Annotated in this window: 31 protein-coding genes and 3 pseudogenes; 11 read left to right on the top strand and 23 right to left on the bottom strand. The window is 44.6% G+C overall.

Annotated features, from left to right (window positions below; all coding sequences use genetic code 11):
* Nucleotides 1-8: 8 nt before the first annotated feature.
* The 3 genes from mobC (at nt 9) to ccdB (GTU79_RS24620) (ending at nt 1397) form a co-directional block, all read left to right on the top strand.
* Entirely contained in the window at nt 9-755 is a 747-nt protein-coding gene (gene mobC, locus GTU79_RS24610; RefSeq protein WP_203521099.1) for a MobC family replication-relaxation protein, read from the top strand.
* A gap of 115 nt (nt 756-870) precedes the next feature.
* On the top strand, nt 871-1089 hold the full coding sequence (ccdA, locus tag GTU79_RS24615; RefSeq protein ID WP_113867773.1) for a type II toxin-antitoxin system antitoxin CcdA: 219 nt from the start codon (nt 871-873) through the stop codon (nt 1087-1089).
* 2 nt (nt 1090-1091) lie between these two features.
* Nucleotides 1092-1397, top strand: a complete 306-nt coding sequence (ccdB, locus tag GTU79_RS24620; protein ID WP_203521098.1) for a type II toxin-antitoxin system toxin CcdB — start codon at nt 1092-1094, stop codon at nt 1395-1397.
* Between the two features lie 128 nt (nt 1398-1525).
* Here ccdB (GTU79_RS24620) and GTU79_RS24625 read toward each other — a convergent pair whose 3' ends face one another.
* Nucleotides 1526-2470, bottom strand: a complete 945-nt coding sequence (locus GTU79_RS24625; RefSeq protein ID WP_203521097.1) for an ArdC family protein — start codon at nt 2468-2470, stop codon at nt 1526-1528.
* A 281-nt stretch (nt 2471-2751) separates the two neighbouring features.
* Here GTU79_RS24625 and GTU79_RS24630 point away from each other — a divergent pair, with 281 nt between their 5' ends.
* Nucleotides 2752-3732 carry an IS110 family transposase gene (locus GTU79_RS24630; protein ID WP_203521096.1) on the top strand — a complete coding sequence of 327 codons (981 nt, stop codon included), beginning with the start codon at nt 2752-2754 and terminating at the stop codon, nt 3730-3732.
* A gap of 159 nt (nt 3733-3891) precedes the next feature.
* On the opposite strand, the gene GTU79_RS24635 is transcribed toward GTU79_RS24630, so the two are convergent.
* From GTU79_RS24635 to GTU79_RS24645, 4 genes and pseudogenes are all read right to left on the bottom strand, one after another.
* Nucleotides 3892-4134 (bottom strand): hypothetical protein, encoded by a 243-nt coding sequence (locus GTU79_RS24635; RefSeq protein WP_214514187.1) that lies wholly within the window; start codon nt 4132-4134, stop codon nt 3892-3894.
* 34 nt (nt 4135-4168) lie between these two features.
* Nucleotides 4169-4444: a hypothetical protein gene (locus tag GTU79_RS24640; protein WP_214513456.1), complete on the bottom strand. Its 276-nt coding sequence runs from the start codon at nt 4442-4444 to the stop codon at nt 4169-4171.
* Nucleotides 4407-4535, bottom strand: a complete 129-nt coding sequence (locus tag GTU79_RS31040; RefSeq protein WP_275956943.1) for a hypothetical protein — start codon at nt 4533-4535, stop codon at nt 4407-4409. The genes GTU79_RS24640 and GTU79_RS31040 overlap by 38 nt, the downstream gene beginning before the upstream one ends.
* A 632-nt stretch (nt 4536-5167) precedes the next feature.
* Nucleotides 5168-6368: pseudogene (locus tag GTU79_RS24645) on the bottom strand (IS3 family transposase).
* A 424-nt stretch (nt 6369-6792) separates the two neighbouring features.
* Here GTU79_RS24645 and GTU79_RS24650 point away from each other — a divergent pair.
* Nucleotides 6793-6966 (top strand): hypothetical protein, encoded by a 174-nt coding sequence (locus GTU79_RS24650; protein WP_214513457.1) that lies wholly within the window; start codon nt 6793-6795, stop codon nt 6964-6966.
* 258 nt (nt 6967-7224) lie between these two features.
* Nucleotides 7225-7443, top strand: coding sequence for a hypothetical protein (locus GTU79_RS24655; RefSeq protein ID WP_214513458.1), 219 nt, complete (start codon nt 7225-7227; stop codon nt 7441-7443).
* A gap of 1083 nt (nt 7444-8526) precedes the next feature.
* Here GTU79_RS24655 and GTU79_RS31645 read toward each other — a convergent pair.
* The 9 genes and pseudogenes from GTU79_RS31645 to GTU79_RS24710 all read right to left on the bottom strand — a co-directional run bounded on the left by GTU79_RS31645 (nt 8527) and on the right by GTU79_RS24710 (nt 15000).
* A pseudogene (locus tag GTU79_RS31645) lies at nt 8527-9189 on the bottom strand (HsdM family class I SAM-dependent methyltransferase).
* A 123-nt stretch (nt 9190-9312) separates the two neighbouring features.
* A complete protein-coding gene (locus tag GTU79_RS24675) occupies nt 9313-9645 on the bottom strand; it encodes a hypothetical protein (RefSeq protein WP_214513459.1) in 333 nt (110 codons plus the stop codon).
* A gap of 3 nt (nt 9646-9648) precedes the next feature.
* Complete coding sequence (locus GTU79_RS24680; protein WP_214513460.1) at nt 9649-10572, bottom strand: HNH endonuclease family protein; 924 nt, start codon at nt 10570-10572, stop codon at nt 9649-9651.
* Entirely contained in the window at nt 10569-10973 is a 405-nt protein-coding gene (locus tag GTU79_RS24685; protein WP_214513461.1) for a hypothetical protein, read from the bottom strand. The genes GTU79_RS24680 and GTU79_RS24685 overlap by 4 nt, the downstream gene beginning before the upstream one ends.
* A 370-nt stretch (nt 10974-11343) precedes the next feature.
* Entirely contained in the window at nt 11344-11742 is a 399-nt protein-coding gene (locus GTU79_RS24690) for a hypothetical protein (protein ID WP_214513462.1), read from the bottom strand.
* Between the two features lie 273 nt (nt 11743-12015).
* Entirely contained in the window at nt 12016-12201 is a 186-nt protein-coding gene (locus GTU79_RS24695; RefSeq protein ID WP_253073418.1) for an AAA family ATPase, read from the bottom strand.
* Nucleotides 12202-12621: 420 nt separating this feature from the next.
* Nucleotides 12622-12813 (bottom strand): restriction endonuclease subunit S, encoded by a 192-nt coding sequence (locus GTU79_RS31650; protein WP_420854202.1) that lies wholly within the window; start codon nt 12811-12813, stop codon nt 12622-12624.
* Nucleotides 12814-14203: 1390 nt separating this feature from the next.
* Nucleotides 14204-14710 carry a GNAT family N-acetyltransferase gene (locus GTU79_RS24705; protein ID WP_203521081.1) on the bottom strand — a complete coding sequence of 169 codons (507 nt, stop codon included), beginning with the start codon at nt 14708-14710 and terminating at the stop codon, nt 14204-14206.
* The gene (locus GTU79_RS24710; protein ID WP_203521080.1) at nt 14707-15000 is read right to left on the bottom strand and encodes a type II toxin-antitoxin system TacA family antitoxin; all 294 of its coding nucleotides are present in this window, start codon (nt 14998-15000) and stop codon (nt 14707-14709) included. The genes GTU79_RS24705 and GTU79_RS24710 overlap by 4 nt, the downstream gene beginning before the upstream one ends.
* 444 nt (nt 15001-15444) lie before the next feature.
* Between GTU79_RS24710 and GTU79_RS24715 the strand changes: the two genes are divergently transcribed.
* Both GTU79_RS24715 and GTU79_RS24720 read left to right on the top strand, forming a co-directional pair.
* Nucleotides 15445-15693, top strand: a complete 249-nt coding sequence (locus GTU79_RS24715; RefSeq protein ID WP_203521079.1) for a type II toxin-antitoxin system Phd/YefM family antitoxin — start codon at nt 15445-15447, stop codon at nt 15691-15693.
* Between the two features lie 67 nt (nt 15694-15760).
* Nucleotides 15761-15980 (top strand): annotated as a pseudogene (locus GTU79_RS24720) (hypothetical protein); the annotation flags it as partial.
* A 121-nt stretch (nt 15981-16101) separates the two neighbouring features.
* On the opposite strand, the gene GTU79_RS31655 reads toward GTU79_RS24720, so the two are convergent.
* From GTU79_RS31655 to ltrA, 6 genes are all read right to left on the bottom strand, one after another.
* The gene (locus GTU79_RS31655) at nt 16102-16227 is read right to left on the bottom strand and encodes a hypothetical protein (RefSeq protein ID WP_420854125.1); all 126 of its coding nucleotides are present in this window, start codon (nt 16225-16227) and stop codon (nt 16102-16104) included.
* Nucleotides 16228-16271: 44 nt separating this feature from the next.
* A complete protein-coding gene (locus GTU79_RS24725; protein ID WP_214513463.1) occupies nt 16272-16658 on the bottom strand; it encodes a type II toxin-antitoxin system VapC family toxin in 387 nt (128 codons plus the stop codon).
* Nucleotides 16655-16888: a type II toxin-antitoxin system Phd/YefM family antitoxin gene (locus GTU79_RS24730; protein ID WP_203521076.1), complete on the bottom strand. Its 234-nt coding sequence runs from the start codon at nt 16886-16888 to the stop codon at nt 16655-16657. The genes GTU79_RS24725 and GTU79_RS24730 overlap by 4 nt, the downstream gene beginning before the upstream one ends.
* Before the next feature lie 147 nt (nt 16889-17035).
* Entirely contained in the window at nt 17036-17257 is a 222-nt protein-coding gene (locus GTU79_RS24735) for a helix-turn-helix domain-containing protein (protein WP_203521075.1), read from the bottom strand.
* Nucleotides 17254-17397 (bottom strand): hypothetical protein, encoded by a 144-nt coding sequence (locus GTU79_RS24740; RefSeq protein ID WP_214514204.1) that lies wholly within the window; start codon nt 17395-17397, stop codon nt 17254-17256. The genes GTU79_RS24735 and GTU79_RS24740 overlap by 4 nt, the downstream gene beginning before the upstream one ends.
* Before the next feature lie 231 nt (nt 17398-17628).
* Nucleotides 17629-19023 carry a group II intron reverse transcriptase/maturase gene (gene ltrA, locus GTU79_RS24745; RefSeq protein ID WP_203521074.1) on the bottom strand — a complete coding sequence of 465 codons (1395 nt, stop codon included), beginning with the start codon at nt 19021-19023 and terminating at the stop codon, nt 17629-17631.
* A gap of 660 nt (nt 19024-19683) precedes the next feature.
* Here ltrA and ccdA (GTU79_RS24750) point away from each other — a divergent pair.
* Entirely contained in the window at nt 19684-19902 is a 219-nt protein-coding gene (gene ccdA / locus GTU79_RS24750; protein WP_203521073.1) for a type II toxin-antitoxin system antitoxin CcdA, read from the top strand.
* A gap of 2 nt (nt 19903-19904) precedes the next feature.
* Nucleotides 19905-20210: a type II toxin-antitoxin system toxin CcdB gene (gene ccdB, locus GTU79_RS24755; protein ID WP_203523041.1), complete on the top strand. Its 306-nt coding sequence runs from the start codon at nt 19905-19907 to the stop codon at nt 20208-20210.
* A gap of 98 nt (nt 20211-20308) precedes the next feature.
* Here ccdB (GTU79_RS24755) and GTU79_RS24760 read toward each other — a convergent pair whose 3' ends face one another.
* The 3 genes from GTU79_RS24760 to GTU79_RS24770 form a co-directional block, all read right to left on the bottom strand.
* Nucleotides 20309-21373 carry a mechanosensitive ion channel family protein gene (locus tag GTU79_RS24760; protein WP_203521072.1) on the bottom strand — a complete coding sequence of 355 codons (1065 nt, stop codon included), beginning with the start codon at nt 21371-21373 and terminating at the stop codon, nt 20309-20311.
* Between the two features lie 545 nt (nt 21374-21918).
* Nucleotides 21919-22443, bottom strand: a complete 525-nt coding sequence (locus GTU79_RS24765; RefSeq protein WP_214513464.1) for a hypothetical protein — start codon at nt 22441-22443, stop codon at nt 21919-21921.
* A gap of 1084 nt (nt 22444-23527) precedes the next feature.
* Entirely contained in the window at nt 23528-24277 is a 750-nt protein-coding gene (locus GTU79_RS24770; protein ID WP_203521070.1) for an SDR family NAD(P)-dependent oxidoreductase, read from the bottom strand.
* Between the two features lie 196 nt (nt 24278-24473).
* On the opposite strand from GTU79_RS24770, the gene GTU79_RS24775 reads away from it, so the two are divergent.
* Nucleotides 24474-25385, top strand: coding sequence for an AraC family transcriptional regulator (locus GTU79_RS24775; RefSeq protein WP_203521069.1), 912 nt, complete (start codon nt 24474-24476; stop codon nt 25383-25385).
* Nucleotides 25386-25431: the final 46 nt, after the last annotated feature.

Raw genomic sequence — 25431 nt, forward strand, 5'->3', positions numbered from 1 at the left:
GAGGCTAAATGCTTATCGCCACACATAGCGATCGCACCGCACGCAACAGCGAGAAAATAAAAAGACTGCTGAATTTCCTGAAAGAAGAAACCTACAGCGACTTTAAAACGCTGATGCTGCTTTTCGGATTCAGGGATCACAAGTCACTCTATTCGCTACTGTCAAAAGTCGAGGGAATGGGGTTAATACAAAAACATGTGCTGGAATCGCGGACGATGAAAGTTTCATTGTGGGGAATAACCAGTGACGGACTGGCCGTCGTTTTAACTCCCGATGATGCCATTTTCCCGGCGCGGTTTGAGCCATCAAAAGTTACCGGCTGGACGCTGGAGCATCACTTTGATAATCAGGTGGCCCGGATCATCCTTGAGAAAAAAGGCGCTACCGGATGGATAAACGGTGATCATACGACCTTCCTCAACCGCTATCAGGTCAGTCACCGTCCGGACGGGCTGATCACCCTCCCCGGCGGAACCGTCATAGCCATTGAGACTGAGCGCCGTCTAAAAACCAAAGCCCGTTACCAATCGATCATCGCCAGCCATTTACTAGCCCGGACCAATAAATACTGGATTTACGTTTTTTATATCGTACCCGACCCGCAGAAAAAACGCGCCATTGAACTGCTGTTCGACAGCATAAAACACGTCATCGTTAACCATCAGCATATCCCGCTGGAAGCGCGTCACCGTCATGTTTTCCGTGTCTATACCCTCGCCGAACTGCACCAACTGGAGCTGCATCACTACGCTTAAGCCAGTGTTTTTTGTGCTGGCAGGTTTACCCATACGGAAAGCCTGCCGCGTGGTTGATTGATGAGTAATCACTTAAGGTATATACTCACAATATGTACGGAAGAGGAGCACGACCATGAAACACAGAGTCAGCGTTACCGTGGACAAAGACAATTATCAGGTTCTGAATGCTGCCGGCGTCAATATTTCTGGTCTGGTGAATGAAGTCATCGGCAAGGAAGCCCGTCGCATAAAGGCTGAGGAATGGAAGAAAGAGAACCACGAAGGGATGGAAGAAGTCGCCAGATTCATCGCACAGAATGGCTCTTTCGCCGATGAAAACAGGAACTGGTGATCATGCAATTCACTGTTTATCAGTATAAGCGGGCAAGCCATTACAAAATGTTTGTCGATGTGCAAAGTGATATTGTCGATACGCCAGGGCGGCGAATGGTCATCCCGCTGATAGAATCGCATCACCTGTCTGAAAAAGTGAATAAAACCTTGTTCCCCCTGATCCGCATCGACGACGAAAATTACCGTCTGATGACAACTGAATTATCAAGCGTTTCCGTTGAGGTCATCGGTGAAATTATCGCGGATGTAAGCCATTGTGCCGATGAAATCAAAAATGCTATCAATCTCATGTTCTGGGGTGTTTAAACGCCCTTAAAAGGTTTTCAGTAAGGGCAGTATATCTCCCATCACCAGAAAAGACAGTACGCACCGATAATACGGAATGTGAATGTATGATTAAAGCCGCATTCCTTTGCGGCTTCCTCTATTTCCGTTCAAACCTTCTCCATCAAATAACGATGCGCTTTCGATGCCGCGCTGGCGGCTTTGAAAATATAGCGTTTGTCGTTTTTCAACGCCTTCAGCCATGAAGCGATGTAGCTCTCATGCTGAACCTCGCCAACAATCCCTAAATCAGCCATCAGAAAAGCGCTTCCCAGCTCGGCGCACAACTCTTCAAATGCATAATCCTCACTGCCAAACCTCCCTTTCATTTCACGGTTCAGACGATTTTTTGCACCGCTCCAATGGACAAGTTCATGCAAACCAGTGGCATAAAAATTAGCAGAATTAGAAAAAAGGCGGCGCTCCGGCAGCCAGATCTCATCGGTTAACGGCCTGAAAAAGGCGTTTTGTCCTTTCTCGATGATGTTTGCGCCACTGCTCCGGAACAGGTTTTCAGCCTGTGGCAGCGCATCAAACGTCTCTGCTAAATTGCCCGGCTCAGTCGCCAGGGGCAGGCCGTCAATCTGTACAACATTAAACACCGTGAACGTTTTCAGCATCGGAATATGTTCGATCCCGCCTTCGTCGTTTTCCTTCTCAAGGGTCGAGTAGAAAATGGCTGTCGTGCCGCGCTCTCCCTTGCGAACCTGCCCCCTTGCCGCTTGCGCCTGTTTGTATGTCATCCAGCGGGAATCATTGAATCCCTGTTTTGAAGCACTGCACCACAACAGCATGATATTCATCCCGCTATAAGCTGCACCGGTGGCGTAATTAGAAGGCAAGCCGGACATACCCGCTACGCGCTGCCACGGGCACGTCCATGGTTTAACACCAGCTTCCAGTGCCGTAATGATGCTGTCGGTGACGGTCTGATAAATATCGGTTCTGACTTTGGAAAATTTCGTTTTTGAGGAGCCTGACTGCTCCAGCGGGGATACGCTGGTTGCCGCTGCGGTGTTAGGGGCGCTGGTCTGGGTATGCAGGGAAATGGACATGGTTTTTTCTCCGTCATTGATGTGATTTTCGTCTTCGTATCGCCTGACGGTTCGCTTCCCCGGCATCGTTCCGGCCCGCAAGGGCGCAGAATGCGTGCCATTTACCCTTATATGTTTCTGGTGGTATAGGATAGAAAATGTTGGATTTGGCAAGGTCCATGCAGCACGTATTTACCCGAGGGCTTTAAGCCCGACCGCAAGCAACCCGCGCATGGACTGAGCCACTCATGTAAAGCCCGAACAGTTGAATGAATTAAATTCGTATCGTAAGGAGGGGTAATATGAGTCAGCCAGTTCAGCATGTGATTGGTATTGATGTAGCGAAGCTTTCTTTAGATATTTCTGAAGCAGGTTCATTGTCTGCATTTACTGTCAACAACGCTCAGCAAGGTTTCGACCTCTTAGTACAAAAACTCGATGAAATTAACGTCTCACTTATACTAATGGAGGCAACAGGTGGTCTGGAGTCAGGAGTAGCATATTACCTTCAGACAAAGGGATACGATGTTGTTGTTATCAATCCTCGCCAGGCACGCGATTTTGCTCGTTCAATGGGATATCTGGCTAAAACTGACAGGCTCGATGCCAGCGTATTAGCTCAACTTGCGCAGGTTATTGACCGCAGCCCTGAACGAGCCCGCTTTATTAAGCCTTTACCAGAAATTACACGTCAGGAACTTACAGCAATTGTTGTTCGACGTCGTCAGTTGAATCAGATGCTGGTTGCTGAACGAAACAGGCTTTATCCTTCTCATCCCGGGAGCCGGGAAAGTATTGGTATCATCATTGATGTTCTGGAAAAAGAGCTCAGGCGCATCACTCAGCAAATGAATCAATACGTTAAAGCACATTTCCGTCATCAGGCTGACCTGCTTGCCAGTGTGAAAGGTGTGGGTGAGGCGACAATTGCGACTTTACTTGCGGAATTGCCTGAACTTGGCAAACTCACCCGTCGGGAAATAAGCGCTCTTGCGGGAGTAGCACCCTTCAACCGGGATTCCGGCAAAATGCGAGGCAAGCGAACAACCTTTGGTGGTCGAGGTACAGTAAGGGCGACCCTCTACATGGCTGCGCTTACAGCGACGCGGTTTAACCCCATTATAAAGGAATTTTATCTGCATCTGCTTTCCGGTGGTAAAGCTAAAAAGCTTGCACTGGTCGCCTGCACACGCAAATTAATCACAATCCTGAACGCGATGGTAAGGGATAACCAGCAGTGGAACACTTCATTCGACAAACAAAGAGCTTCTCCGATAAGTTAGCTGTCCTTATGAAGTATAAAATCAAGCATAAGCTCAATCTGAGCTGCAAGCATGGATCTTCCTGTGTGAATGGAGAGGTTATGCTGTTCTGCCAGCCTGAGAAGAGGTGTTTTCTCTGGGAAAATTACAATGTCACAAACGGTTGTCGTGCTCCCCAGTTTATCTAAAGAGAATGGAAGACTTTTGTTTTCCCCATCCCCACAGATGTAGCATTAATAGCAATATCAACCTGTTCAGGAACGTTGCTACCCATATAAATATTAACGTCGGGATACCGGGATGACAGCTTTTTATCAGTTCAGTTGATTTATCCATTGTCCGGTTATAGATAATCAATTCTTTAACCTGCCGGGCGGCCATGGCATAAGCAATCGCACAACCGGCACCGCCAGTCCCTGCCAGATAAACTTTTTGCCTTCTACATTGATATCTCGCTTCAAAGGCTCAATGCGAATCCTTCACCATCAAGCATATCGCCATGTAACATTCCGTTGGTATCTCTCCTGATTACGTTGCACCCACCGGTAGCTCTGGCTGCATCACTTGCTGAATCAAGGAGCGAAAGAGTCTGTTTCTTATGGGGCATTGTTATAATGCCCCCACGGAAATTTTGAATATATCTCAGGCCATTGACAGCATTTTGCAGGCCGCCAGGGTTTACGTGAAAAGGACCATCAAAGTGTCGGGGATATTTTTGCCTGAAGAGCAGCATTAATCATGAGCGGAGCGCTGACTTGGGCTATCGGATCACCGATGATGGACAACAATTGTAATTTACCACTAACGATGCTGAGTTCATTCATGGCTGATACCCTTTAAGAAAATTTGACCAGATCACCGTACATACAATTACATGATGCGCGATTTCATTATCAAGTAAAGAATGCGCCAACCTCAAGCATCAGGGAAGATCCGATAACACAGTTGCTTGCGGGACGGGTTGTGTTGGGAAACGATTAGCCGGAAGCGGGTACAGGAACGAAAAGCTCACTGGAGAAAAAGATGCCGCTGCATACCAAAACGTAGCGCCCTTGCTCCTCAGCGGTGAAATGGGTATGAGGTTTATGAAGTCGGCGAAGCCCGGAATATCATCGGTATCTCTGCCGGAGCCAGGGATGTTGCGGTTGGACTGGCCCTAGAACGGTGGATATTCCTGACCTATAGCATAGTTACTGTTCCTCTTTTGGACATATGTCAATGGAGATTGTAAAGTGATATATCGGGGTGCGGACGATAACTTGGACCACTTTGGAGGTAGTCCATGTACGCTTACGAAAGCCATAAGCCATAAGCCATAAGCCATAAGAGCAAGAAATGGAGAAGACTAAGTAATACTAACTTTATTTATGGTTTTACAGTAAAATTAGTTGCAAAATAAAAATGGTGTAGGATAAAGACTGGATTTGACCCCATATATCCATGCACCTATTCTCGCTTAGGTTGATGGTTTCCCCCTGCGCCGATATTCTCTTGGTGAGCGATATCCTAAAGCGCTGTGCGGGTGATATTCGTTGTAATGTTCGAACGCTAACGACAGGTTTAACACTGCCGTCTGGCTGTCCGGTTTTGGCATCATGCCGATATAATCACGCTTCATCGTCTTAACGAAGCTTTCTGCTACACCGTTACTTTGTGGACTTCTGATCGCGGTCGTTCTGGGCTCCAGGCCCAGCATTTTAGCGAAGCTCCGGGTTTCATCGGCACGATAGGCCGAACCGTTATCCGTCAGCCATTCGATGGGCGCTGTCGGCAGGTTTTGCCCGAACCGGCATTCAACTGAGCGTAGCATAACGTCCTGTACCGTATCGCTGTCATAACCGCCGGTGCTGGCCGCCCAGTCCAGGCTTCCCTGTCGCCACAGTCGATGGCGAAGGTGACCCGCAGTTTTTCGCCGTTATCGCAGCGGAACTCGAAGCCATCCGAACTCCAACGGAGATTGCTTTCGGCCACCGCCACCCGGCCTGTGTGACGACGGGTATCCGGTGTGGGACGGGTTTCGACTCTAACAACAAGCCGTTGTCACGCATCACGCGCCATACCCGTTTTGCGTTCACCCTCGGCAGACCTTCCTGCTCCGAACGGCGGCGCAGATTAGCCCAGATGCGTCGATAGCCATAACTCGGCAGGTCGGCCACTTCGGCACGGATGCGGGCCAATAATTCGGCGTCATCCTGATGCCGCTGCTTACGGCCATCTTGCCAATCAGCCTGCCGGTAACGATAAAGCGAGAGCTGCGCACGTGACACATCCAGGGCTTCACTCACTGGTTTTACTCGTCGTCCCCGGGCAATAAGGGTCCGTGCGCAATCCATTTTTGCCTTGCCGTATTCCACCGCCTCCTTGAGGATCTCGGCTTCCATGGTTTTCTTACCCAGAAGGCGCTGGAGTTCGCGGATTTGTTTAATGGCGCTATTTAACTCAGAAGCCGGCACAACCTCTTCGCCGGCAGAGACCGCCGTCAGGCTGCCGTCCTGATATTGCTTACGCCATTTAAAGACTTGATTAGCATTCACATTATGACGACGAGCGACAAGAGAAACGGAGCTACCTGGCTGGAAGGTCTCCTGAACGATGGCGATCTTCTCCTGCGGAGTGCGGCGGCGGCGTCGCTCTGGCTCAGTAAGAACAGTACCCATGATTTCGCTTTGACTAGGCTTAAACATAGCTTTAAGACTACCTCGTATTTTAAGCGGGTCAAAGTGTATGGATCATCAAGGGGCAAATACAAAGACTCAATATATATCCCCTAAGTTTTATGTGCGCTAAGCAACATCCTGCGGTAGCCATGCTTTAATTTTATGTTAGAAAACACAAAAGCACTCAATGCAACTTGCTGTTTGTGCTGCCTCATGACGTTCGCAAGCCATCCAAGCTTAGAAGCATTGTTAGTTGATGCAAGTAACATATCTTGTGAACGTGAATAAACAGCCTTCTAACCCTTCGGTCGAGGGGAGGAGTGATCCTACCCAGATTTGATGGTCGCACTGTGCTTTGTACTTCGCTTGCCTGTCAATTCAACGCTATATGCTCCATAAACGGCAAATAACGATAAGGAAAAGTATGTTGGAAATTAAAGAAGTTGATATTAATGATTTGAAGTTCATATTATCCAATCGGAATATTGAGTTCCATGAAGGCGTGGCGTATATAATGCCAGAAGCTTCCAGCGATGAAGAGGACATCATTAATGAATATGCGCCTGACTTAAGGAAAGACTTTAAAGAATTAGGATAGAATCTGTAGTCGTCAGAGGCAAACAACATAGCTATTTAGCACTCAGAAGTATCGACATAATTTTACCGTTGATATATGGAATCCCATTTTCTGTATTTGCTAACTTTATCACAAATTGGATCAAAAATAACTTAGAAGAAAACAAAAAGTTAGAGTTAAATACATAAAAGAAGAGGAAGGAAAATACAAAGAAATTATGATCGAGGGAAGTGGCAGTGAAGTTAATGCCATCCTTGATCGTCTGAAGGAACTGTAGCAATGGATTCATCAGACGAGCAACCTGTTTTCACGGCGATATTTATGGCATTTGATGAAAGTAGTAACCTTAATGAAGTAGTCAAAGAGTCTTGGATTTCCGCACACACTCTGATTGATAGAGTAAAAAACCAGTCACTGCAACCTGCACTTGATCTAAGAGCAGCCTTATCAAAATTATTAAGAACTTTTGGATCTCTAGGGAAGAGCGCGTCTCTATAGCATATAAGATGCATCAAATTGGTCGATATTTAGCTGAAAACCACCAGTGTGAATTTAAATTCAAAATAGTCATTACTATACTGATTGTCCAAATATGCTTCTACATAATGACTTTGGATTCAGTCTACGTGGGATTGAAAATATAAATGTTCAATATGTGGCCTTGATCCAATTGATTGTGAACATCGAACAGGGAAAAATACAGTAGAATTGAATGTATCGCACTTGATGGACGGTGTAATATTTGTCTGAAAAATATCGGTAATTGCGAACATGAAATCGGATCAAAATACAATGATGTAGAAGCTATCAAAGCTGTTTCAGACTTGGAAATTTTACGTTTGACTTAGTGAAAGAACCTGATGTGGTTTTTCTAGAATAATTGAATTGCCTTATTCAAAAGGGTTTATTATGAATGGCCTATCTAAAGATCCCAACATTCAAGATTTTAACTATGGTATTTCTTCTCTTGATTGTCACCACTGCATTAGTTGTAAAGGTTATGATCCTAAAAAACGAAGAATTGTTTAGATGAAATCGCTCATTACACAATTTTCAATTGATGCCCTCGATAATCACTACTCGGGACGGAAACGTGTGCATGCAAAAACTATAAGCTTGACCTTCCCTCCACAAAAACGCTGTCACGACGTCATAAAATTAGAATATATCACAGGGCAGTAATAAAGCTCTTACCCTTATAAAAATTATTTTAGATGAATTTGTTAATTTTCAACTGCTAAGCCTTTTGCCCAAGTATCTTCTCTACTTCCTTAAAGTCATTCAATGCTGAGGAAAGCAGTTCAATTATATCTCCAATTAACGAGTCCGATGAATCATGCGAACTTATTGAATTAATAGACTCTTCTTTTAACCATTGAATGTCTAGATTCGCTTTATCACGCAAAAGAATTTCTTCATATAAAACTCCCGCCACCTTCCTTGTGGATTGCTATTTTCGTAATATCAAGACTCCAATCACTCGCTCTGAGAGAGATGTTATCGATGCAATAAAATTAATAAACTCATCAAAATCGGCACGCATTAATTTATTATTCTTAAATGTTCTATGAATATTAGTTCTTAAATCATAAATCCAAACACTCTTTGTTTTAGGATACATACCCTTTGTAGGGTTTTCAAAAACAAAACATTAGCCTTAACACCTTGAGCGTAAAATATCCCTGTTGGAAGTCGAAGAATGGTATGTAAATTATATTTATATAAAAATTTTTTCTTATTTTCTCTCAGAACCTCCCTCAAAAGAATATTATCAGGAAAAATCACAGCTGCTTTGCCATCTTTTTTAACATACTACATATATGTTGAAGAAAATTAAATTGTTTATTAGTTGTTTCAGCCCAAAATCATCTCTTATATATTTTTCATCATTTTTGATTTATCTTGATTGATAGAAAATGTACTTTTTCGGCCAAAAGGCGGATTAGCAAGAACAACGTCGACCTTTTTAGACGGTTTACGCTCAAGGGCATCAGTAACCGAAATGGGGCAAGAAACAACACCAATATCGTGTAAAAGATTCATAGCACATAAGCGTGCAACAGAGTTCGATATTTCATTTCCACTAAATGTATTCTTTTGAGAAAAGAAATTTTCTCTATTTCATCTTCACCTATTTTTTATAAATATAATCATGTGCTACTGTTAAAACCCACCGGTGCCACAAGCAGGATCTGCTATTGTTTGTTTAGGCTGGGGAGCAATAACTTCAACAATAGCTTCAATTAGGGCTCTTGGGGTAAAATATTGCCCTGCACCTTTTTCTCAGAATCAGCACTTTTTGTAAGATGCCTTCATATATAGCACCTTTGACGTCAACATTTGGATTAAGCCAAGATTCGGAATTGATTAATTGTATAAGTTTTTTAGCTTAGTTGGATCTTGTATTTTATTTTGAGCTTTATTAAAACCGTGCCTAAAAGCCCATCTTTTCCCCAAAATTCTTATTACTTCGGAATATTTCTCTAACAATTCAGTTCCCTTTAGGGACACTAAAATTTCCCAAGCATCAGAAATTTCATTATTTTTGATTTTCCTGATTCTACGCGTTCCGCATTCATTTTCAAAAATGAGAAGCGTAAGTTGCTCAACGTAATCGCCGTTACTTATACCATCATCTCGAAGTACATTTGCATATCCCCATACTCTGTTAACAATATCTGCAACACTAAATTTTGACATTAATTACCCTATCCAGCATATCTTTAACCCAAACATCGGTATTATAAAATTCTCTAAGGTATATTCTAGCGGCTGAATTGAAAGAAGTCGAGGGCATGACACTCGGATCATCTTATGAAGTTGAATTTTCAAATCTTTTATAGTAAGTTTATTTTCTTCAAAATTTTGAACACTCAAGCGATTTATATTTGAAACAAGCATTCTTACTTTCTGACATATCCTTTTTCTAGCATTTTTTGTCGGTACATGATTTAGGTGATAAAGCTCTACAGATTCTTTTGCTCTTCTATATAAGGGGGAGCTATTATCGTCAACATTAGGACACGCCTCTCCATTAATATTAAAAGTTAATAAATTAACGTCATCAATATCAGTGGGATCAAGCAATACAGGATTTTCTATAAAAACATCATCTCTACTTTTATTCCACATGGGTGGAGGAAGTATAGGAAAGTGATCTTGTTTGCCACCAGAGGTTTCAGTATCAACTCGGCGAGAATTACAATATGTGCAAGAATATCTAAAATTTGACCATTCAAAAGCTAACCACCAGTAACCTGGGTGTTCAGGGCATTCTGCTACTTTTCCTTTTGGTCGGAAGTGGTCTACGGGATTATCTGACCTAAGTTCTGTGGACTCACAATACCAACACTTACCAAATGATAAACCAGAGAGAATCTGGCTCATTGTCCCCCAAACATCACTTTTGCTATTGATAGCTTTCTTTCTAGCATTTAAAATAGCTGACTTTAGTTCATGTTCTAATTTATCATTATCCCATATCTCCTCCACTGCCTTTGCTCTGACATCTACTTCAACTTCAGCAGTTTTTCCATTGATATATTGCCATACTACATCAACTTTTTCTTGCCAATTGTCTGGCAATCTAATCTCAACTTCATCTTTATCTATAAAGTGCATATTCAATTCTCTTCTTCACGCTTTAATTCAGAAAGAATATCATCGCTCATTTTAGATAGTTCTTCTCTTTCACTTTCGGTGAGAGATGTACTCTTGTATTGTTCTGTACGATCACGTCTTGCCCAAGCCTTTACGAATTCTGAGAAATAAGGGTCTGAATAAGCCTCCAAAAAACCCAACATATCTAGTTCTTCTTGTAACTGATTGAACCTTATTTCTTCCTCATCGGTTCGGTGCTCATTAGCTAATAATATAGCATGTTCATCTAAAGCATCCAACGTTTTAGGGTCTAAGTCAGAACGGAGGCCAAACATATCACTCGTCAATACCCCAGAAAAGCCCATACCTTTGGGTCCATATAGTGGAGAATGAGCAAAAACCTCAAGAGTATTTTCATCTCTTTTCATGATTTGTATCTGTTCTCGTTTTAACGTCGATATTACTACTGGATCATGTGTTGCTAATACTATATGACTGTTCTCAATTTTTGTTTATGATGCTCATTCGAGTGTGGATCTTTTCCATCAAGATTAAATCCCGCAACATCTTCCAAATAACTTATATACTCCATGCTCCAAGCCGGATTCAAATGTGTATCCGGTTCATCATAAAAAGGGATTCGTCATCCCTAGTAAATCTCAACAACCCCAATACTGTGATTAGTTGTTGCTCTCCTTCACTTAGCTCTCTGAAAGTTAGCAGTTCTTTAGTACCATTTTATCATTAACTCTCACTCGGATCTGTACTTCATGAATAAGACTGGAAAAATATATACTCTCAAGTAGTTTGAAAAATCCTTATCTGACGTATGGTTTCCAACCTTTTCAAAGCATCTAAGTCTTTTAAGAATAGAAATAATGCATCTATAGTTTCCCCGTTTTTCTTTAAAGGATGAGGCAATGTAAATTTTATCTCCATCGGCGCTATAGATGCTTCAAATAATCTATCCAGAAATGGTTGAACAACACCTTTTGCATTCCAAAATCTTGGGTCTCCTTGATTACTTTTCCAATCAGGTTTGCTTATAACAAACATAACAGACTCAAGCCCGTCAATGAAAAGCTTTTCTTTTAAAAGTTTTAATTTTTCATCTTCGCTTAAAAAACGCAAGCAAGACAAAATTGCTGTGTACTTTCTGTGCATAAAATAATGGTCGTAAAGGAAGTGTATTTTCATCAAGATTGTATTTTCAGGATAGATTAGCTGTTCCCTAAACCTTCTTTGATGCTCATAAAAGTGAGTGGCTAACCTATCGCTTGGCCCAGAATAATAGCCGAAAACATTTGTTGGTAAGTATTTTTATTTTCATCATCAAAAAGCTTTATTACTTAACGTCTTTACATCATTTGGTTTACCCACTGGATGGCAACTTATCTTGTACCTATCCTTTTTTCACTTTTAACTCTAGCTTCAACAAATATTTTATGGCCTCTACATACATATTCCATGTCATACGAAAAACGGGGGTTTATGTAAATCCAAATCTCTGAAGATAATAACTAATGCTTCAATGACATTAGATTTACCTGCCCCATTCCACCCTATAATCACCGTTACTAATTCATTTTGATCAAAATCCACAGTGATATTTTTGAGATTTTTAAATTGACTAATCCATAATTTATCTAATTTCATATCTTAACCTCTATATGTAATCACATCCCCAGTTTTGACTCCATTATCTCTAACCTCTTCAATGATCACATTTTCACACGTGAGTATTTCTTTTAATTCAAGATAAAAGCTTCTACTTTTCAGAAGAAACATCTTTGTTATATTTTGAGTTTGAGAATAATTCTTTTACAGTTAACGTTTTATTTGATATTTTAGTATATCAATAAGACTTAAGTCAGCCATGAATCCACTCCTTGCTTTTGGTTTTCGCTTTTTTCTCTTTTATTATTGAATCTTTTTCAACTTGATATCTTCAATGTAACTACTAATTCCTTCATCTAAAATATCTATATTACCAAACCCATCATAAAAGCATCTTTCGTTATATTTTTTGGTTGACTCTGCCTTTTAATCAACCCTTCTAGATGATTTTTTGCGATTCTATATTATTTTTATTTTGTCAAGAGTTTTTGCTATTTCACATTGTTCATTAATTGGACATATCGGTATAATCAGTGACCGTATTTCCTGAGAGTTAATATTATTAACTCCACTACTCGACTTTGCTACTATCTCAATTTGATTTCTCAACATTGGCGACTCAAATATATATTTTAAATATGTTGAATTTATTAGATCTTTAACAGGCCGAAGCCTAAGGAGATATCCAGCGAAAAGATAACCTGTGTCTTTTTATCAACCTGTGCGCATGTACCAACTAGTGAAAGACTTCCATTTGATCTGATTACTAATAAATCGCCTTCTTCTAGTTTTAATTTTTCGATTTCTTGATCTGAAAAATTGCATATTTCAAATCACTATCAGATATTAGGCCATCTACTAAATTAGAATTCTTATTACGCCTATTCCTGGAGATTCATAAGCACATTTTTTGACGTACCATAGCTTACGCTCTCAAGTACGTCACCTAATTCAATATACGACCAATTATCAGGAAGATCTGGACATGTACTATCTCCTAATATATCACTACCTCCTTTGATATTTTTATCGATGTACAAATTATCTATCTTATTGTTTTTCGCCATTCAGTAGTTAAACATCCTGTCAATGCATCTGAAATTTTAACTGTCCATAAAGTAGATACTTTGTCGAGCGCCTTTTAGATTTTTCCACTCCATCGTCAATATAGTCATATAATAAATCAATCTTATCAGATATTATTCCTTGATTGACATGAGATGTTATAGGAAATCAAGATTACCTAAATACGATGGGTCAATATGAGGAATACCTATGCCTCTTGTATTAGAGTTCAACTCCTGAAACTTTGAATGCATAAAGTGATATAAATACTTTGGATTTACTAAAGGTATTGATAATGCCGCGAGTGTAGAACCTAATGCACCATTCATTCCAATGCCAGCAAGGCCGCATCGCGAACCATCCCAAACGATCAAAACATTGTCTTCGAAACACTTGACGATATTTTCGTTTGAACAATAATTCTCTATTTTTTGTTTTCAAACGCATTAATATCTATATATGGAATTTGCCTGGTCGATGTTTTGACGCCTACGTCAGTTGGTTTTTACCTTTTACGGTAATTAATAACTCTGACAACTTTACTATACGAAAAACATCATTGCTTGTTGCCATTTTAGCAACCCCTTGAAAACATTCAACTAACTTAAATACTGAATATGCCACCAGTAAATAATACCAAATATAGCATAAAATCTATAAATATCAATGTTATGCGTTTAGAATTTCTAACTTCCCACGACTGTTAGAGCACGACAAACAAGCACAAAATTGAGTTTATAAGTACTTAAGGCGCCAATGACCGCTAACTACTCAAGAAAGGGCTTAACTACTTAGCTTATCCCCATCCCCATTTTTTCCCGCACTGAACGCTTTTTCATCCCAAATGTCCAACCATCAGGGACCGGCAATCAGAACGTTGACATCAGAAATAATAACCATTGGTTATCAGCTAATCTACTATCTTAATAAGCTATTTAGAGCACACCTAGATAAAAATCTATTATTATCTAATGAATTACATAGATTCATCCTGCCAAACACTCGCCACTAAATCCCTCAACGTCACCATCAGCATCATCGGGTCAATCGGCGAAAGTTCAAACCCAACCCGCAGGTAAAATTCCCGCGCTTCATCAGAAAGCGCATGCACCAACATCCCGCGAATACCGATAGTTTCCGCCACCTGAATCACCCTTAACCCGGCATCTCGCACCAGTGCCCGCCCGACACCCTGGCCGTGCAATGATTTATTTACCGCCAAACGACCCAGTACCACCACCGGGATCGGATCAGGCATATTGCAGCGAAAGCGTCCAGGCGCGGCAGTTGTCATCACTGCACTCGACGCCAAAGAGTAATACGCCTTTACCTTTGAGTCTTCACAGCAGACGAACGTTCGGGATGCGCCGGTTAGCTGATTTTTCATCGCCCGCTGTCTCAGCCAGTTGTCCATAGAATCCACGCCGCAACAAACTGAGGAGAGAATATGCCCGGCGTGGAGGGGCTCAGGGGCTAAGATCACTTTTTCTGTTCCCAGGGCGCGGGAGTTTGCATGGTTTTACGCAGCGCGGCGTTGGGTGCGGGAGCTTGATCCAGACGAACAAGAAATTCCTGATAGGCCTCTGGGTCCGCCATAATGATGCGCTGCTCGATTAACGCTTCCTCTGCGGCGGCGTGCGCAGCCTCCAGCACAAAGTCAGTACGGTTTTTTCCTTTAGCCTTCGCCGCACGATCGATAAGATCGCGCTCGGCGGGTTTGATGCGTAAATTCAATGTTTCTCGTTTGACGGAAACGCCGTTCGTCGCTGGCATAATGTCATGCTCCTGTGTATATCTTTGAAGATAAATCATACAGCATGCGTAACGCTAATGTCATTACGATTTACAGAAAGCATGGGAATCGAACCAGAGGAACGAACCGGACTTATTTCCAAACTGCCAACCCACTCTTATGATCTACAAGCAAAAATACGGGTCAATCTGCGGGTCTTGACAACCGGCGGGAATAAAATTTATGATGGAATTCAACTTAATAGGAAACTGGATGACCCCGAGTCCGGGCACCATTTTGAAAAACAGTTTTAAAGAAACCAGCTTAACGGCTGGTTTTGCTTTCTGACGTCTGGATTCTCCATCGAAGGCAGTTCGATTAGTCGCCTTATCCAAGAGGATCTCACCACGCAATTCTTGGTTGCTCAAATTTGAGACAGAGCTTATGATAAGACCACAATTATGGTCATTTTTGAGGTCTTATTTATGGCTACTGCTATTTATGCCGATCGCACAGCATCAATTTCGGAACTGAAAAAAAACCCTACGGCTACCGTTAAATCCGGCGAGGGTCGACCTGTGGCGATTCTGAATCACAGTAAACCGGCATTTTATTGTGTTCCGGCATCACTGTACGAGAAAATGCTTGAAATCATTGAAGATCGCCAGCTTGCACGTATCGTCCGCTCTCGCCTCAATGAAGAAGAAGTCGAGGTCAACTGGGAGGATTTTTAATTGTCAGAAAAGGAATTCAAGGCAAGACTAAAGTTTAAAAAATCCGCAAAACAAAGAGTGGGAAGCACTGGGCGGCAATGTTAGAGAAAGATTCAAAAAAACAGCTTAAAAAACGCGCAGAATCAAATGAAGCTTTAACGTCGCTCAAGAACCAGCTTTCAGGCGTCGACTTTTGCTACAAAATCAAACTGCGGTCAGATGGTTACCGGCTTGTTTATCAAGTAAAGCAAGATGACAGTGGCGTGGTCAATGTCGTTATCACCGTTATCACTGTCGATCGTCGTGAAGATGTTTATGAGAGCTTGCAAGATAAGAGTGAGCGTCCTCTCCCTTTCCCGCGACAGCGACCCGCCGGTCAAAAGCTCCGCCACGGCAAGACTGTAGTCGCAGAGCAGTTCAGAATCGGGATCAAAACCAAGGGAGACAGGGGAGGATATCAACGGTAAGGCTTTCGGCCAGATGATGCGGAACGGGATCGTTCAGCGTGGACTTCAGCAGCGCAATACAGGCGGAAAACCGCCCGCAGAGCGCCATTCGCAGCGCCGGATCGTCGCTCTCAAGCAATGGATTGAATTTACTCAGGTACGTGCATTCATAAGGCGAATACCGTAAGGGCTAAAAGCCGTATCTGCTGAAACGAGCGTAAGCCCTTCCATCTGCGATTGAGCAATCAGCATTCTGTCGAAGGGGTCACCATGATGCCGTGGTAGATCTCCTGCTTGCTCAGCATGAGCATGAGTAATTGACAGTGCAAGAAAGTTATTTTTTTCCATTGCCTCATCAATATCCACGTCAAACTCCAGCTTGCCTATGGAGCGCTTGATAGGAATTTCCCACGGTGTCACTGCGCTGACATAAACGATGTTGCCACCACGGGAAATAGCACTTCGGGTGGTTGGGCCTAATGACGGATCATTAGCCAACCACCAAATGAAAACATGTGTATCGATAAGAAAACGCTTCATTCACCGACCTCAAACATCCGTTGAATATCTGCGTCAGCATCATTGAAACTGTCATTCATTGTGATTCTATTTTCATAGCCACCAGGATTTCTGTCCCTTTGCAAAATGGGCACCAATTGAACATAGGGTATACCCGCTTTGGCGATGATGACCGTTTCGCCATCCACCGCTTTATCTGCAAGCTGCGAGAGACATGATTTTGCTTCATGCATGTTGGCCTGAACTGTCATGACAACCTCCATTATCAGGTTAGCTAACTTAGCTAAGCTATTATGTAATAAAAAAGCGGCCAGTCAAAACAGGTATTATGGTGGATTTTATTGATTAGCTTGCCCACCTTTACCCGCTTTCGCCGATAAAAAGCAGGGCATTTTACTTTATTGACTATCTAACTTGCAGTAACGGGTTGGCCAGATTTCCGCCGGCATCATGCCCAGTTCTTCGGCGTTCAGCTTTTCTCCTTTGGGCCAGTGTTTTGTCAGGGTATTTGCCAGGGTGGAGGATGCCAACCCGGCTTTGCGTGAGACCGCCGCCAGCGACATCCCTCTTTTTTTCAGCGCCGCGATAATATCGGCGGGATGCCAGTCTTGCTCACTCATTCCGCTACCTCACCAATACACCTCACGCCGTCAGGAGTACGTATCCAGCGCGGGGCTTTCAAATCAGCGGCGAAGTTCCAGACCAACTCAGCCAGCAACCCGGTGGGTAACGGATGTGTCTGGGTGAGGGGTGTAGCCATAAGGCAGCCTCCAGTGAGCAACGAATCATTCCCACCAGCAGGGGTTCCAATCTCAGGGTGGTGGACCGAACAGGGTTGGAACTACCGGCCTCACTGACACCGGCGCATCTTTCGATGCCCCCGCCCGGCCCACCATAATTTTGGTGCAGCTAAACGCGCGATCGAGTAGGAGGCGGGATTACTCCCGCCGTCCTCTCACACCACCGTACGTACGGTTCCGTATACGGCGGTTCATTTACAACACTGGAACTGCCTGTGCAACTCCAGCAGCGATAACTGACCTGCACGATCGAAGAGTTTCTTCGGCAGCGCTTGGTTCATATGACTTGCCCCCGCGTTCCACCAGGGTCCGCGCTGGTTCGTCGCCGATATCCACGCCCTTTCTTCGCTCAGGCCGCCTTTCATCAGCATCCTTGCCCGTTTGTATGGCCTTTTCCAATGCCGCCACAGCAGACAACGCAGCTTACGGCGGACCCAGCCGTCCAGTTCTTCCAGTATCCCTTTGACTTCGGTCAGCCGGAAGTAACTTATCCAACCTCGCAGCACCGGAGCAAGCCCGTCGATAACCGCTTTCAGCGCTTTTGAACTGTTTCCCGTCGTCAGGCTGCGGATTTTCTCCTTCAGCCTGGACACGCTGCTCGCCGCTATCTTCAGTTTTGCCTGCTTGTGCCACGTCAGGCTATATCCCAGGAACTTGCGCTCCCAGGGCCTGGCCACCGCGCTTTTATCTCGGTTCACCGTCAACCGCAGGTGCTTTTCCAGATACCGGCTTATCGAGTTCATCGCCTGTTCTCCCGCCTTGCGGCTGCTCACGTAGATATTACAGTCATCCGCATAACGGCAGAACCGGTGGCCCCTGCGCTCCAGTTCACGGTCAAGGTCGGTCAGCAGCAGGTTGGAGAGCAACGGCGATAACGGGCTGCCTTGCGGCATCCCTTCCCGCCGTTTTGTCACCACTTTGCCGCTGACCATGTCCGCTTCCAGATAACGCCTGATGAGCCTGAGCAGTCTGACGTCTTTGATTTTGCGGCTTAGCCTCGACATCATGATGTCGTGGTTAACCCGGTCAAAGAACTTCTCCAGATCCATGTCCACCACCCAGCGCCGGCCGCCTTGCACGTAGGCTTGTGCTTGTCGCACCGCCTGCCACGCATTGCGGCCCGGTCTGAAGCCGTAGCTGGATTCGGAGAACTCAGGTTCATAATAGGGGGTAAGGTGTTGCTGGATGGCCTGCTGGATAAGCCGGTCCACCACCGTGGGGATACCCAGGACCCTGACTCCGCCGTTAGGCTTGGGCAGTTCGACCCGGCGTATCGCCTGCGGCAGGTAGCTTCCGTCCAGCAGGGCCGCTTTCACCGTCGGCCAGTGCCATTTCAGCCAGTCTTTAAGTTCGCCGACGCCCAGATTATCGACCCCTGCTGCGCCTTTATTCTCAAGAACCCGCTGATAGGCCAGCATCAGGTTGCCGCGTGTTATCACCGCCTCGATTGACAACGGTTGTTCCGCTTTCGTTTGCTCAGCTTTCGCCGTGGGTATTTCAGCACCCGTGTCAGGCCCTTGCGAATACTGTTCGCTTCCTCCTGTCCGGGCCGCAGTGTCCTGCGCTTGTGCCTCATCAATACCCATCGAGATAACCTGTCCTAATCACGGTTGTAAATGTTCGGCCCTTCACGATACCGGTTTTGCACCGCTACTATGGCCTCGGCTGACTTCTGTACATTCATCCCGTCGCCTCTCGACGCCCGGTAGCACCAAGGCAGACGTACAGACCTCCCGGGGTAATTCGCGCGACCTTCATGCTTATACCTGTCGACTCTACGTAACAGCGTTCCGTGCAAGTATCGGGCTTTGACGATATGTGCCGCCTTACCCCGCTGTCACGCCTAAGTCGCTTCCTGTTCGTCAGGCCAGCATTTTGCCTTCGGCTTCCTTCAGATCCCGCCTCGCGGTGGGCACCCTTGCCGTTCGGCTAGCACTTCCCCTTGCCGGGTGTGCAAAGGACTTTCACCTCCAAGTCGCCCCTTGACCACCACGGTCCAGGGACAGCGCCCGTCAAGGCGCTACGCGCCATGCCCGGCGCACACAAAAAAAGACGCGGAGGCGTCTTGTCGCCAGTGAGGTTAATCGGGGTTCCAATCCCAGCACCTGATTTTGCAGGTGCGGTTTAGCGATACCGTTATCCATGATGGGCCGCAAGAGGTTTTGCTAAGGTAAACAAGGCGGGTTGATTGATGAGTAATGACTTAAGGTATATACTCACAGTATGCACTAAAGAGGAGCGCGACCATGAAACACAGAATCAGCGTTACCGTGGACAAAGACAATTATCAGGTTCTGAATGCTGCCGGCGTCAATATTTCTGGTCTGGTGAATGAAGTCATCGGTAAGGAGGCCAGTCGCATAAAGGCTGAGGAATGGAAGAAAGAGAACCGCGAAGGGATGGAGGAAGTCGCCAGATTTATCGCCCAGAATGGCTCTTTCGCCGATGAAAACAGGAACTGGTGATCGTGCAATTCACTGTTTATCAGTATAAGCGGGCAAGCCATTACAAAATGTTTGTCGATGTGCAAAGCGATATCGTCGATACGCCAGGGCGGCGAGTGGTCATCCCGCTGATAGAATCGCATCACCTGTCTGAAAAAGTGAATAAAACCTTGTTCCCCCTGATCCGCATCGACGGCGAAAATTACCGCCTGATGACAACTGAATTATCAAGCGTTTCCGTTGAGGTCATCGGTGAAATTATCGCGGATATAAGCCATTGTGCCGATGAAATTAAAATTGCTATCAAACTCATGTTCTGGGGTATTTAAACGCCATTAACGATTTTCAGTAAAAGGGCGGTATCTGTACGTTCCACTGTATAACCCCAGAAAAAATGAGAGCGATTAACCACTGACCTCTCGAACGATCAAACACCGGAATCGGTCAGTGTAGCCCTTACGTGAGGAAGGCTCTGCGGATAATTTTGCTGAATAAACTCAATCATTTTTTCCCGCACGTGGCAGCGTAAATCCCAGGCAATGGGGGAGTTCTGCGCAGTCATCAATAATCTGACAGTCATGGTTTTGTCATTAGTATCGGTAACCTGGAGCACCTGAGTCTGTTGATCCCAGAGTTTTGTTTCACTGAGTACTTTTTCAAAATGCTTACGGAGAGGATCTAATGGCATGGAATAATCAAGGTAAAGAAAAACAGAGCCTAATATTTGTGCATTATTACGCGTCCAGTTCTGGAAGGCATTTTCTGTAAAGTATGTAATGGGCAGGACCAGTCGGCGCAGGTCCCAGATACGCACAACAACATAAGTCAGGTTTATCTCCTCAATCCAGCCCCATTCATTTTCAACGACTACCGCATCATCAATTTTTATAGGTTGCGTGAAGGCTATTTGAATTCCGGCAAACAGGTTGACAAGCGACTTCTGAAGGGCAAACCCAATTATTATTCCGGCAACCCCAGCACCGGCCAAGATGGTAGTGCCGAATTTTCGAACTCCAGGGAAACTGAGTAGAATCAGAGAAAGACAGAATGACACGAGTAGTACGATAGCGACCTTTTTTACATATATTATCTGAGTACGAATTTTACGGGCACGAAGATTATTTGAAAGATTAATGTCATAGCGTATAAAAAGCATATCCTGCGCAACATTAGTCAATCGAATCAAAACGGAGCAAAATGACAATATAATGAATATATTAACGATTGTTGTAATAAAAACAAGGGAGTCCGGGTGAATGCTAATATAATTAACCCCTACATTTATTAACAGTAAGGGAATGAAAAGAAACATTGAACCACGAAGATGCTTTTCAAGTGATTTAAATAGCTTTCTGTCACGACTCTGCCAGTAGCGGATGAACCTGAGAAGTATAAATCGGGCCAGGAAACCCAGTGCGAATGAGAGAGTGACGAGCAATAGAGCAGGCACCCATGATGGAGCACCAGATAACTCACCGAATATCATTGGCATTTTTTTCCCTTATAATCAACCAACAACCTTTAGTTGTCAGATCAGTAATAAAAACTCAGTAACCGTGGTCTTTTCGATTATCTGCAGACTAAATGGTAAACGTACATGAGTTTTTGAAAAAGTTAGTTACCTGACTTTCTTAACACAAAATAACCTCGAAAAGAAACCGATATTTTATGGGTAGCATAAACACAACTCACTGAAATTTAATATAACTTTTAATTTACTCAGCCTGCTAGCAGGCTGTCCGAGCTTAAACCGCACTGGTATCATTTGACTATACCGGGCGTTGTTCCTAGGGAAAACGTCGGGCACTTCCTTGCGCGGCCGGCCAAAAAGTCAGAAGCCGGTGGCCGCAAGTGTGTGCAATACTGTGTCTAGAGACACTTTGCGCCAGTGTCTTCAATACAGGAGGAATGCACAGCTTTTATTATGAACTATATCTGCGTGGTAAACCGAAAATTGTTGCGCCAGGCGCTGTGGCGAATCGACCGTTAAACTCGGGAAAAAAAAGTGTCGGCAATGGACTGAAAACATTGATGTCTTCAAACTACTACGCATATCCGCCGTTTTGTTTTCAATGCCCAGCGTTCCCATTTTTTTTCATTTTGTGATAATTTATCCAGTGCATTTTCGTACTTTTCTAACGTACAACCGCCATTCAATGAAGCAACAGCAATAGGGCCGCGAAGCATCGCAATGTCTGCCATTGCTAATATCGCATCATCTTCGTTAGCCACATCACTTTTTGCAGCGTTAAAAAGGCCTGTAGCACGCCGATTAAACTCGCTTTCCGCCGCTTTCAAAACAAAGGACCTTTGTTGCACGGGTTTTGCATCCACGGCTTGCTGGTTCGTTGATGATAGAGGTAATCTCTGTGAAGGTTTGGGAGAGGTGGTTTTTTCCTCAAACCCAGGTCCCGGTTTATTAAGCGATTGGATTAAGCCGGCGGCAATTTTATCGGCAAATGCATTTTTGGCCATCAGCCCGAATAAATCATTGGAATAAAGAGCATCTGGATAAAAACTTACGGCTATTGAGCCTTTCGGTTGGATTAAAATCACCGACAAAAATTCGTCTTTACCTGGAATCTTGACGTAGCCAATATAAAATTTCGGCGAGGAGTGGCAATCGAACTTTTTCTGTGTACTACCGTATTTATGAAAATATAACTCAATAATTTCTGGTACTGAGAACGCCGTACCTTTTCCATTATCGAATGCTTCCTGTGAGGACGCGGCTTGTGCGATTCTGTCTGCTGAGGCTAACGCGACCGTTTTCTTAATAAAAGAAAACCATAATCACCTGCATATTCACTGATATAAAGATATCTTTATTATGGCATACTTGAGAAGCTGCCAATGCTTACAGATCAGGTTTGGACATCTTTAGATGGATGTCACTTCCGTTGGATGATACATCACAACATGCTTATTTATCATTGATTTTAAGCAAACTATCGAGAGGGGCTTTATGCCGCCTGGCCGGTGTTTATTGACGCTGAGGATCGGACAACACGGTAATATCGTCGCGCGGGATATCTTGAATATCCAGTAACTCCGGCAGGGTGGTTTTACCCACGCGGATCGTGCCAATAACCAACATATGTCCTACCTGCACATACTGGTCTTATAAGACGATACATTTCTCCAGCTCAACGTCGTGATAAACAGGAGTTCCCTTACCAATTTCACATCAACACCTAAACGGCAAACTTCAGGAAGGACGATGTAACCTGGCCTCATCCCCAAGATGCCGCTGCAGTGATTAAAAATAATACACAGTGGCCTAAGCTATTTAATTGTAGCGCACAATGGCTACAATTTTCGCGTAGTTAATTGAATGAGGCACGTATTATGGAAACCGCTATCCGCTGCCGAGTCGATGAACTTTTCATAGCACTCTTGAATAAAACGGTTTTAAAGGAACCCGCTTAGCGGCTGGTTTATTGCTCTTTGAACTCTATACTGCCATCGAACGCTGTTCTATGGAGGAGTGACCCTCACATGAATCTGACTGACAGCAAAATCCGCGGGGCAAAAACCTTCTTGACATCCCCCCGCCCGGAAAGACGGGGCGTTAAGGCACACCGGGGGCATAAAATGTGTCAGTCAAACCGGCTTGGCAGCCTATCAGTTTTGCACCCTACGATGATCAGTAACCGACCCCTCGTACGCCACCGGAGACTCTGATGGATTCCCCTGTCACCCAGTGGGCATCATCAGAAGCCAAGAATACGACAACCGGGGCAATATCCTCTGGTTCCCCAAAACGACCTAACGGCGTGCCGGCGATAAGCTTTTCACCTAATGTTCCGGCGAAATTGCCGCTGGTTCCAGGCGTATTGGTGTGACCTGGCAGAATAGAATTTACCCTAATTCCGCGCGGCCCCAATTCCCTGGACAGGGCGAAGGTCAGCGTATCCACCGCGCCTTTTGTGGCAGAATAAACGCTGGATGCCAGATAGGGGTCGGTGCTAAGGATCGAGCTGATGTTAATAATGCTGCCCAATGTGCCAAAGTGTTTTAGCGCTTCTCGAGTCGCCAGCAGATAACCGAGTACATTGAGATTGAATTGCTGGTGAAATGCTTCCTCTGTGAGATCTTCAATCATCTGAAATACCGCAACCCCAGCATTATTAACAAGTATATCCAGCGTGCCGAAGTCATCTCTGATTGCCTCAAACATGCGTGTGATATCGGCAGATTTACTCATGTCAGCTTGAATGGCGCGGGCTTTACCGCCCTTCGATTGAATTAGGGAAACAACCTCGTCGGCGTCATCCTTGCTTGACGCATAGTTTACGATAACGGTAGCGCCCGCATCGCCTAAGGCTCTGGCGATACCCGCGCCGATACCTTTGGACGCCCCCGTGACAACAGCAATTTTGCCTGATAATTTCATTGGATGACCTTTTCTGAGATGAACACTATTTAGCCGGATGGAATCCGTTCAGGATGTGGGGCGCTGAGTCCTGGATTCCGCTTGCCAGTAGTATCCGGCCAATGGACGCGCATAGACGTGCCCTTTCTTCTCTTATGCTTGCCTATTCTTCTCAGTCTACTTGTTTCGTCTGCAAATCAGACGTATGCTCGATTGCATGAATAATGCGATAAATGAGCTACGCGCTATTGTGATGCGTGCTGAGAACAAGTGGACAGACACGGGTATCCCTCGCGTTACAATGGTTAAGGCCGAAGCCTGTGCCAATCAGATTTATCAACCCATGCTCCACCTGGTTCTTCAAGGCGCGAAGAAGCTGTCTATTGGCGGTGAAATTTTTAACTACAACGCAGCGACATATTTTGTCGTTCCTGTCGAGGTGCCCGCAACGGGTGAGATTTATAGCGATGGACCGAAACTGCCTTATCTCGCGCTCGGTCTCGCCCTCGACCCGAATGTCATTGCCACATTAATCGCTGAAGATGCTGATGTGCATGAACGACAACATACCAGTTGCTTTACTGCCGTCACTGCGCCCACTGAAATGATCGACGCCTGGTTACGCATGATGAGATTGATGGACCGGCCAAGGGAAGCCGCCGTGCTAGCACCTATGATTGAACGTGAAATTATTTTTAGAGTAATGCAAGGACCGTTAAAAGAGATGCTGCGCGATATAGCCTGCCCAGATGGGCGGCTGTCACAGATACGCCGCGCTATCCACTGGCTACGTGAGCACTATACGCAACCTTTTCGGGTCGAGAGCTTGGCGTCCATCGCAGATATGAGCCTCGCGGCTTTTTATCGTCATTTTAAAACCATTACTAATATGACGCCTATACAATACCAGAAGCGTTTGCGCTTGCTCCGGGCTCGCTGGCTGCTTATCTTCGAGCCGAGCGATGCGGCAACAATTGCTTTTACCGTTGGTTATGAAAGCGCATCACAATTTAGCCGCGATTATGTTCGTCTCTATGGCATACCTCCGGCGCGAGATGCCGCGAGGTTCAGATCACCTGCAACCTCGAGTAATATTAACGCGCGAGATACGTTGGGTTATAACAGTTAAAGAAATATCATTCTGCCTACCCATTCAATTTGGCCTTTCCGATAAA

Origin of the sequence: Sodalis ligni, from assembly GCF_016865525.2 — a bacterium.
Classification (GTDB): Bacteria; Pseudomonadota; Gammaproteobacteria; order Enterobacterales; family Enterobacteriaceae; genus Acerihabitans; species Acerihabitans ligni.

Excerpts from the sequence above, each read along its gene's own strand:
- mobC (WP_203521099.1), top strand. The coding sequence starts at position 9 with ATGCTTATCGCCACACATAGCGATCGCACCGCACGCAACAGCGAGAAA.
- ccdA (WP_113867773.1), top strand. The coding sequence starts at position 871 with ATGAAACACAGAGTCAGCGTTACCGTGGACAAAGACAATTATCAGGTT.
- ccdB (WP_203521098.1), top strand. The coding sequence starts at position 1,092 with ATGCAATTCACTGTTTATCAGTATAAGCGGGCAAGCCATTACAAAATG.
- GTU79_RS24625 (WP_203521097.1), bottom strand. The coding sequence starts at position 2,470 with ATGTCCATTTCCCTGCATACCCAGACCAGCGCCCCTAACACCGCAGCG.
- GTU79_RS24630 (WP_203521096.1), top strand. The coding sequence starts at position 2,752 with ATGAGTCAGCCAGTTCAGCATGTGATTGGTATTGATGTAGCGAAGCTT.
- GTU79_RS24640 (WP_214513456.1), bottom strand. The coding sequence starts at position 4,444 with ATGCTGCTCTTCAGGCAAAAATATCCCCGACACTTTGATGGTCCTTTT.
- GTU79_RS31040 (WP_275956943.1), bottom strand. The coding sequence starts at position 4,535 with ATGAATGAACTCAGCATCGTTAGTGGTAAATTACAATTGTTGTCCATC.
- GTU79_RS24650 (WP_214513457.1), top strand. The coding sequence starts at position 6,793 with ATGTTGGAAATTAAAGAAGTTGATATTAATGATTTGAAGTTCATATTA.
- GTU79_RS24655 (WP_214513458.1), top strand. The coding sequence starts at position 7,225 with ATGGATTCATCAGACGAGCAACCTGTTTTCACGGCGATATTTATGGCA.
- GTU79_RS24675 (WP_214513459.1), bottom strand. The coding sequence starts at position 9,645 with ATGTCAAAATTTAGTGTTGCAGATATTGTTAACAGAGTATGGGGATAT.
- GTU79_RS24685 (WP_214513461.1), bottom strand. The coding sequence starts at position 10,973 with ATGAAAAGAGATGAAAATACTCTTGAGGTTTTTGCTCATTCTCCACTA.
- GTU79_RS24690 (WP_214513462.1), bottom strand. The coding sequence starts at position 11,742 with ATGAAAATACACTTCCTTTACGACCATTATTTTATGCACAGAAAGTAC.
- GTU79_RS24695 (WP_253073418.1), bottom strand. The coding sequence starts at position 12,201 with ATGAAATTAGATAAATTATGGATTAGTCAATTTAAAAATCTCAAAAAT.
- GTU79_RS24710 (WP_203521080.1), bottom strand. The coding sequence starts at position 15,000 with ATGCCAGCGACGAACGGCGTTTCCGTCAAACGAGAAACATTGAATTTA.
- GTU79_RS24715 (WP_203521079.1), top strand. The coding sequence starts at position 15,445 with ATGGCTACTGCTATTTATGCCGATCGCACAGCATCAATTTCGGAACTG.
- GTU79_RS31655 (WP_420854125.1), bottom strand. The coding sequence starts at position 16,227 with ATGGCGCTCTGCGGGCGGTTTTCCGCCTGTATTGCGCTGCTGAAGTCC.
- GTU79_RS24725 (WP_214513463.1), bottom strand. The coding sequence starts at position 16,658 with ATGAAGCGTTTTCTTATCGATACACATGTTTTCATTTGGTGGTTGGCT.
- GTU79_RS24730 (WP_203521076.1), bottom strand. The coding sequence starts at position 16,888 with ATGACAGTTCAGGCCAACATGCATGAAGCAAAATCATGTCTCTCGCAG.
- GTU79_RS24735 (WP_203521075.1), bottom strand. The coding sequence starts at position 17,257 with ATGAGTGAGCAAGACTGGCATCCCGCCGATATTATCGCGGCGCTGAAA.
- GTU79_RS24740 (WP_214514204.1), bottom strand. The coding sequence starts at position 17,397 with ATGGCTACACCCCTCACCCAGACACATCCGTTACCCACCGGGTTGCTG.
- ltrA (WP_203521074.1), bottom strand. The coding sequence starts at position 19,023 with ATGGGTATTGATGAGGCACAAGCGCAGGACACTGCGGCCCGGACAGGA.
- ccdA (WP_203521073.1), top strand. The coding sequence starts at position 19,684 with ATGAAACACAGAATCAGCGTTACCGTGGACAAAGACAATTATCAGGTT.
- GTU79_RS24760 (WP_203521072.1), bottom strand. The coding sequence starts at position 21,373 with ATGCCAATGATATTCGGTGAGTTATCTGGTGCTCCATCATGGGTGCCT.
- GTU79_RS24770 (WP_203521070.1), bottom strand. The coding sequence starts at position 24,277 with ATGAAATTATCAGGCAAAATTGCTGTTGTCACGGGGGCGTCCAAAGGT.
- GTU79_RS24775 (WP_203521069.1), top strand. The coding sequence starts at position 24,474 with ATGAATAATGCGATAAATGAGCTACGCGCTATTGTGATGCGTGCTGAG.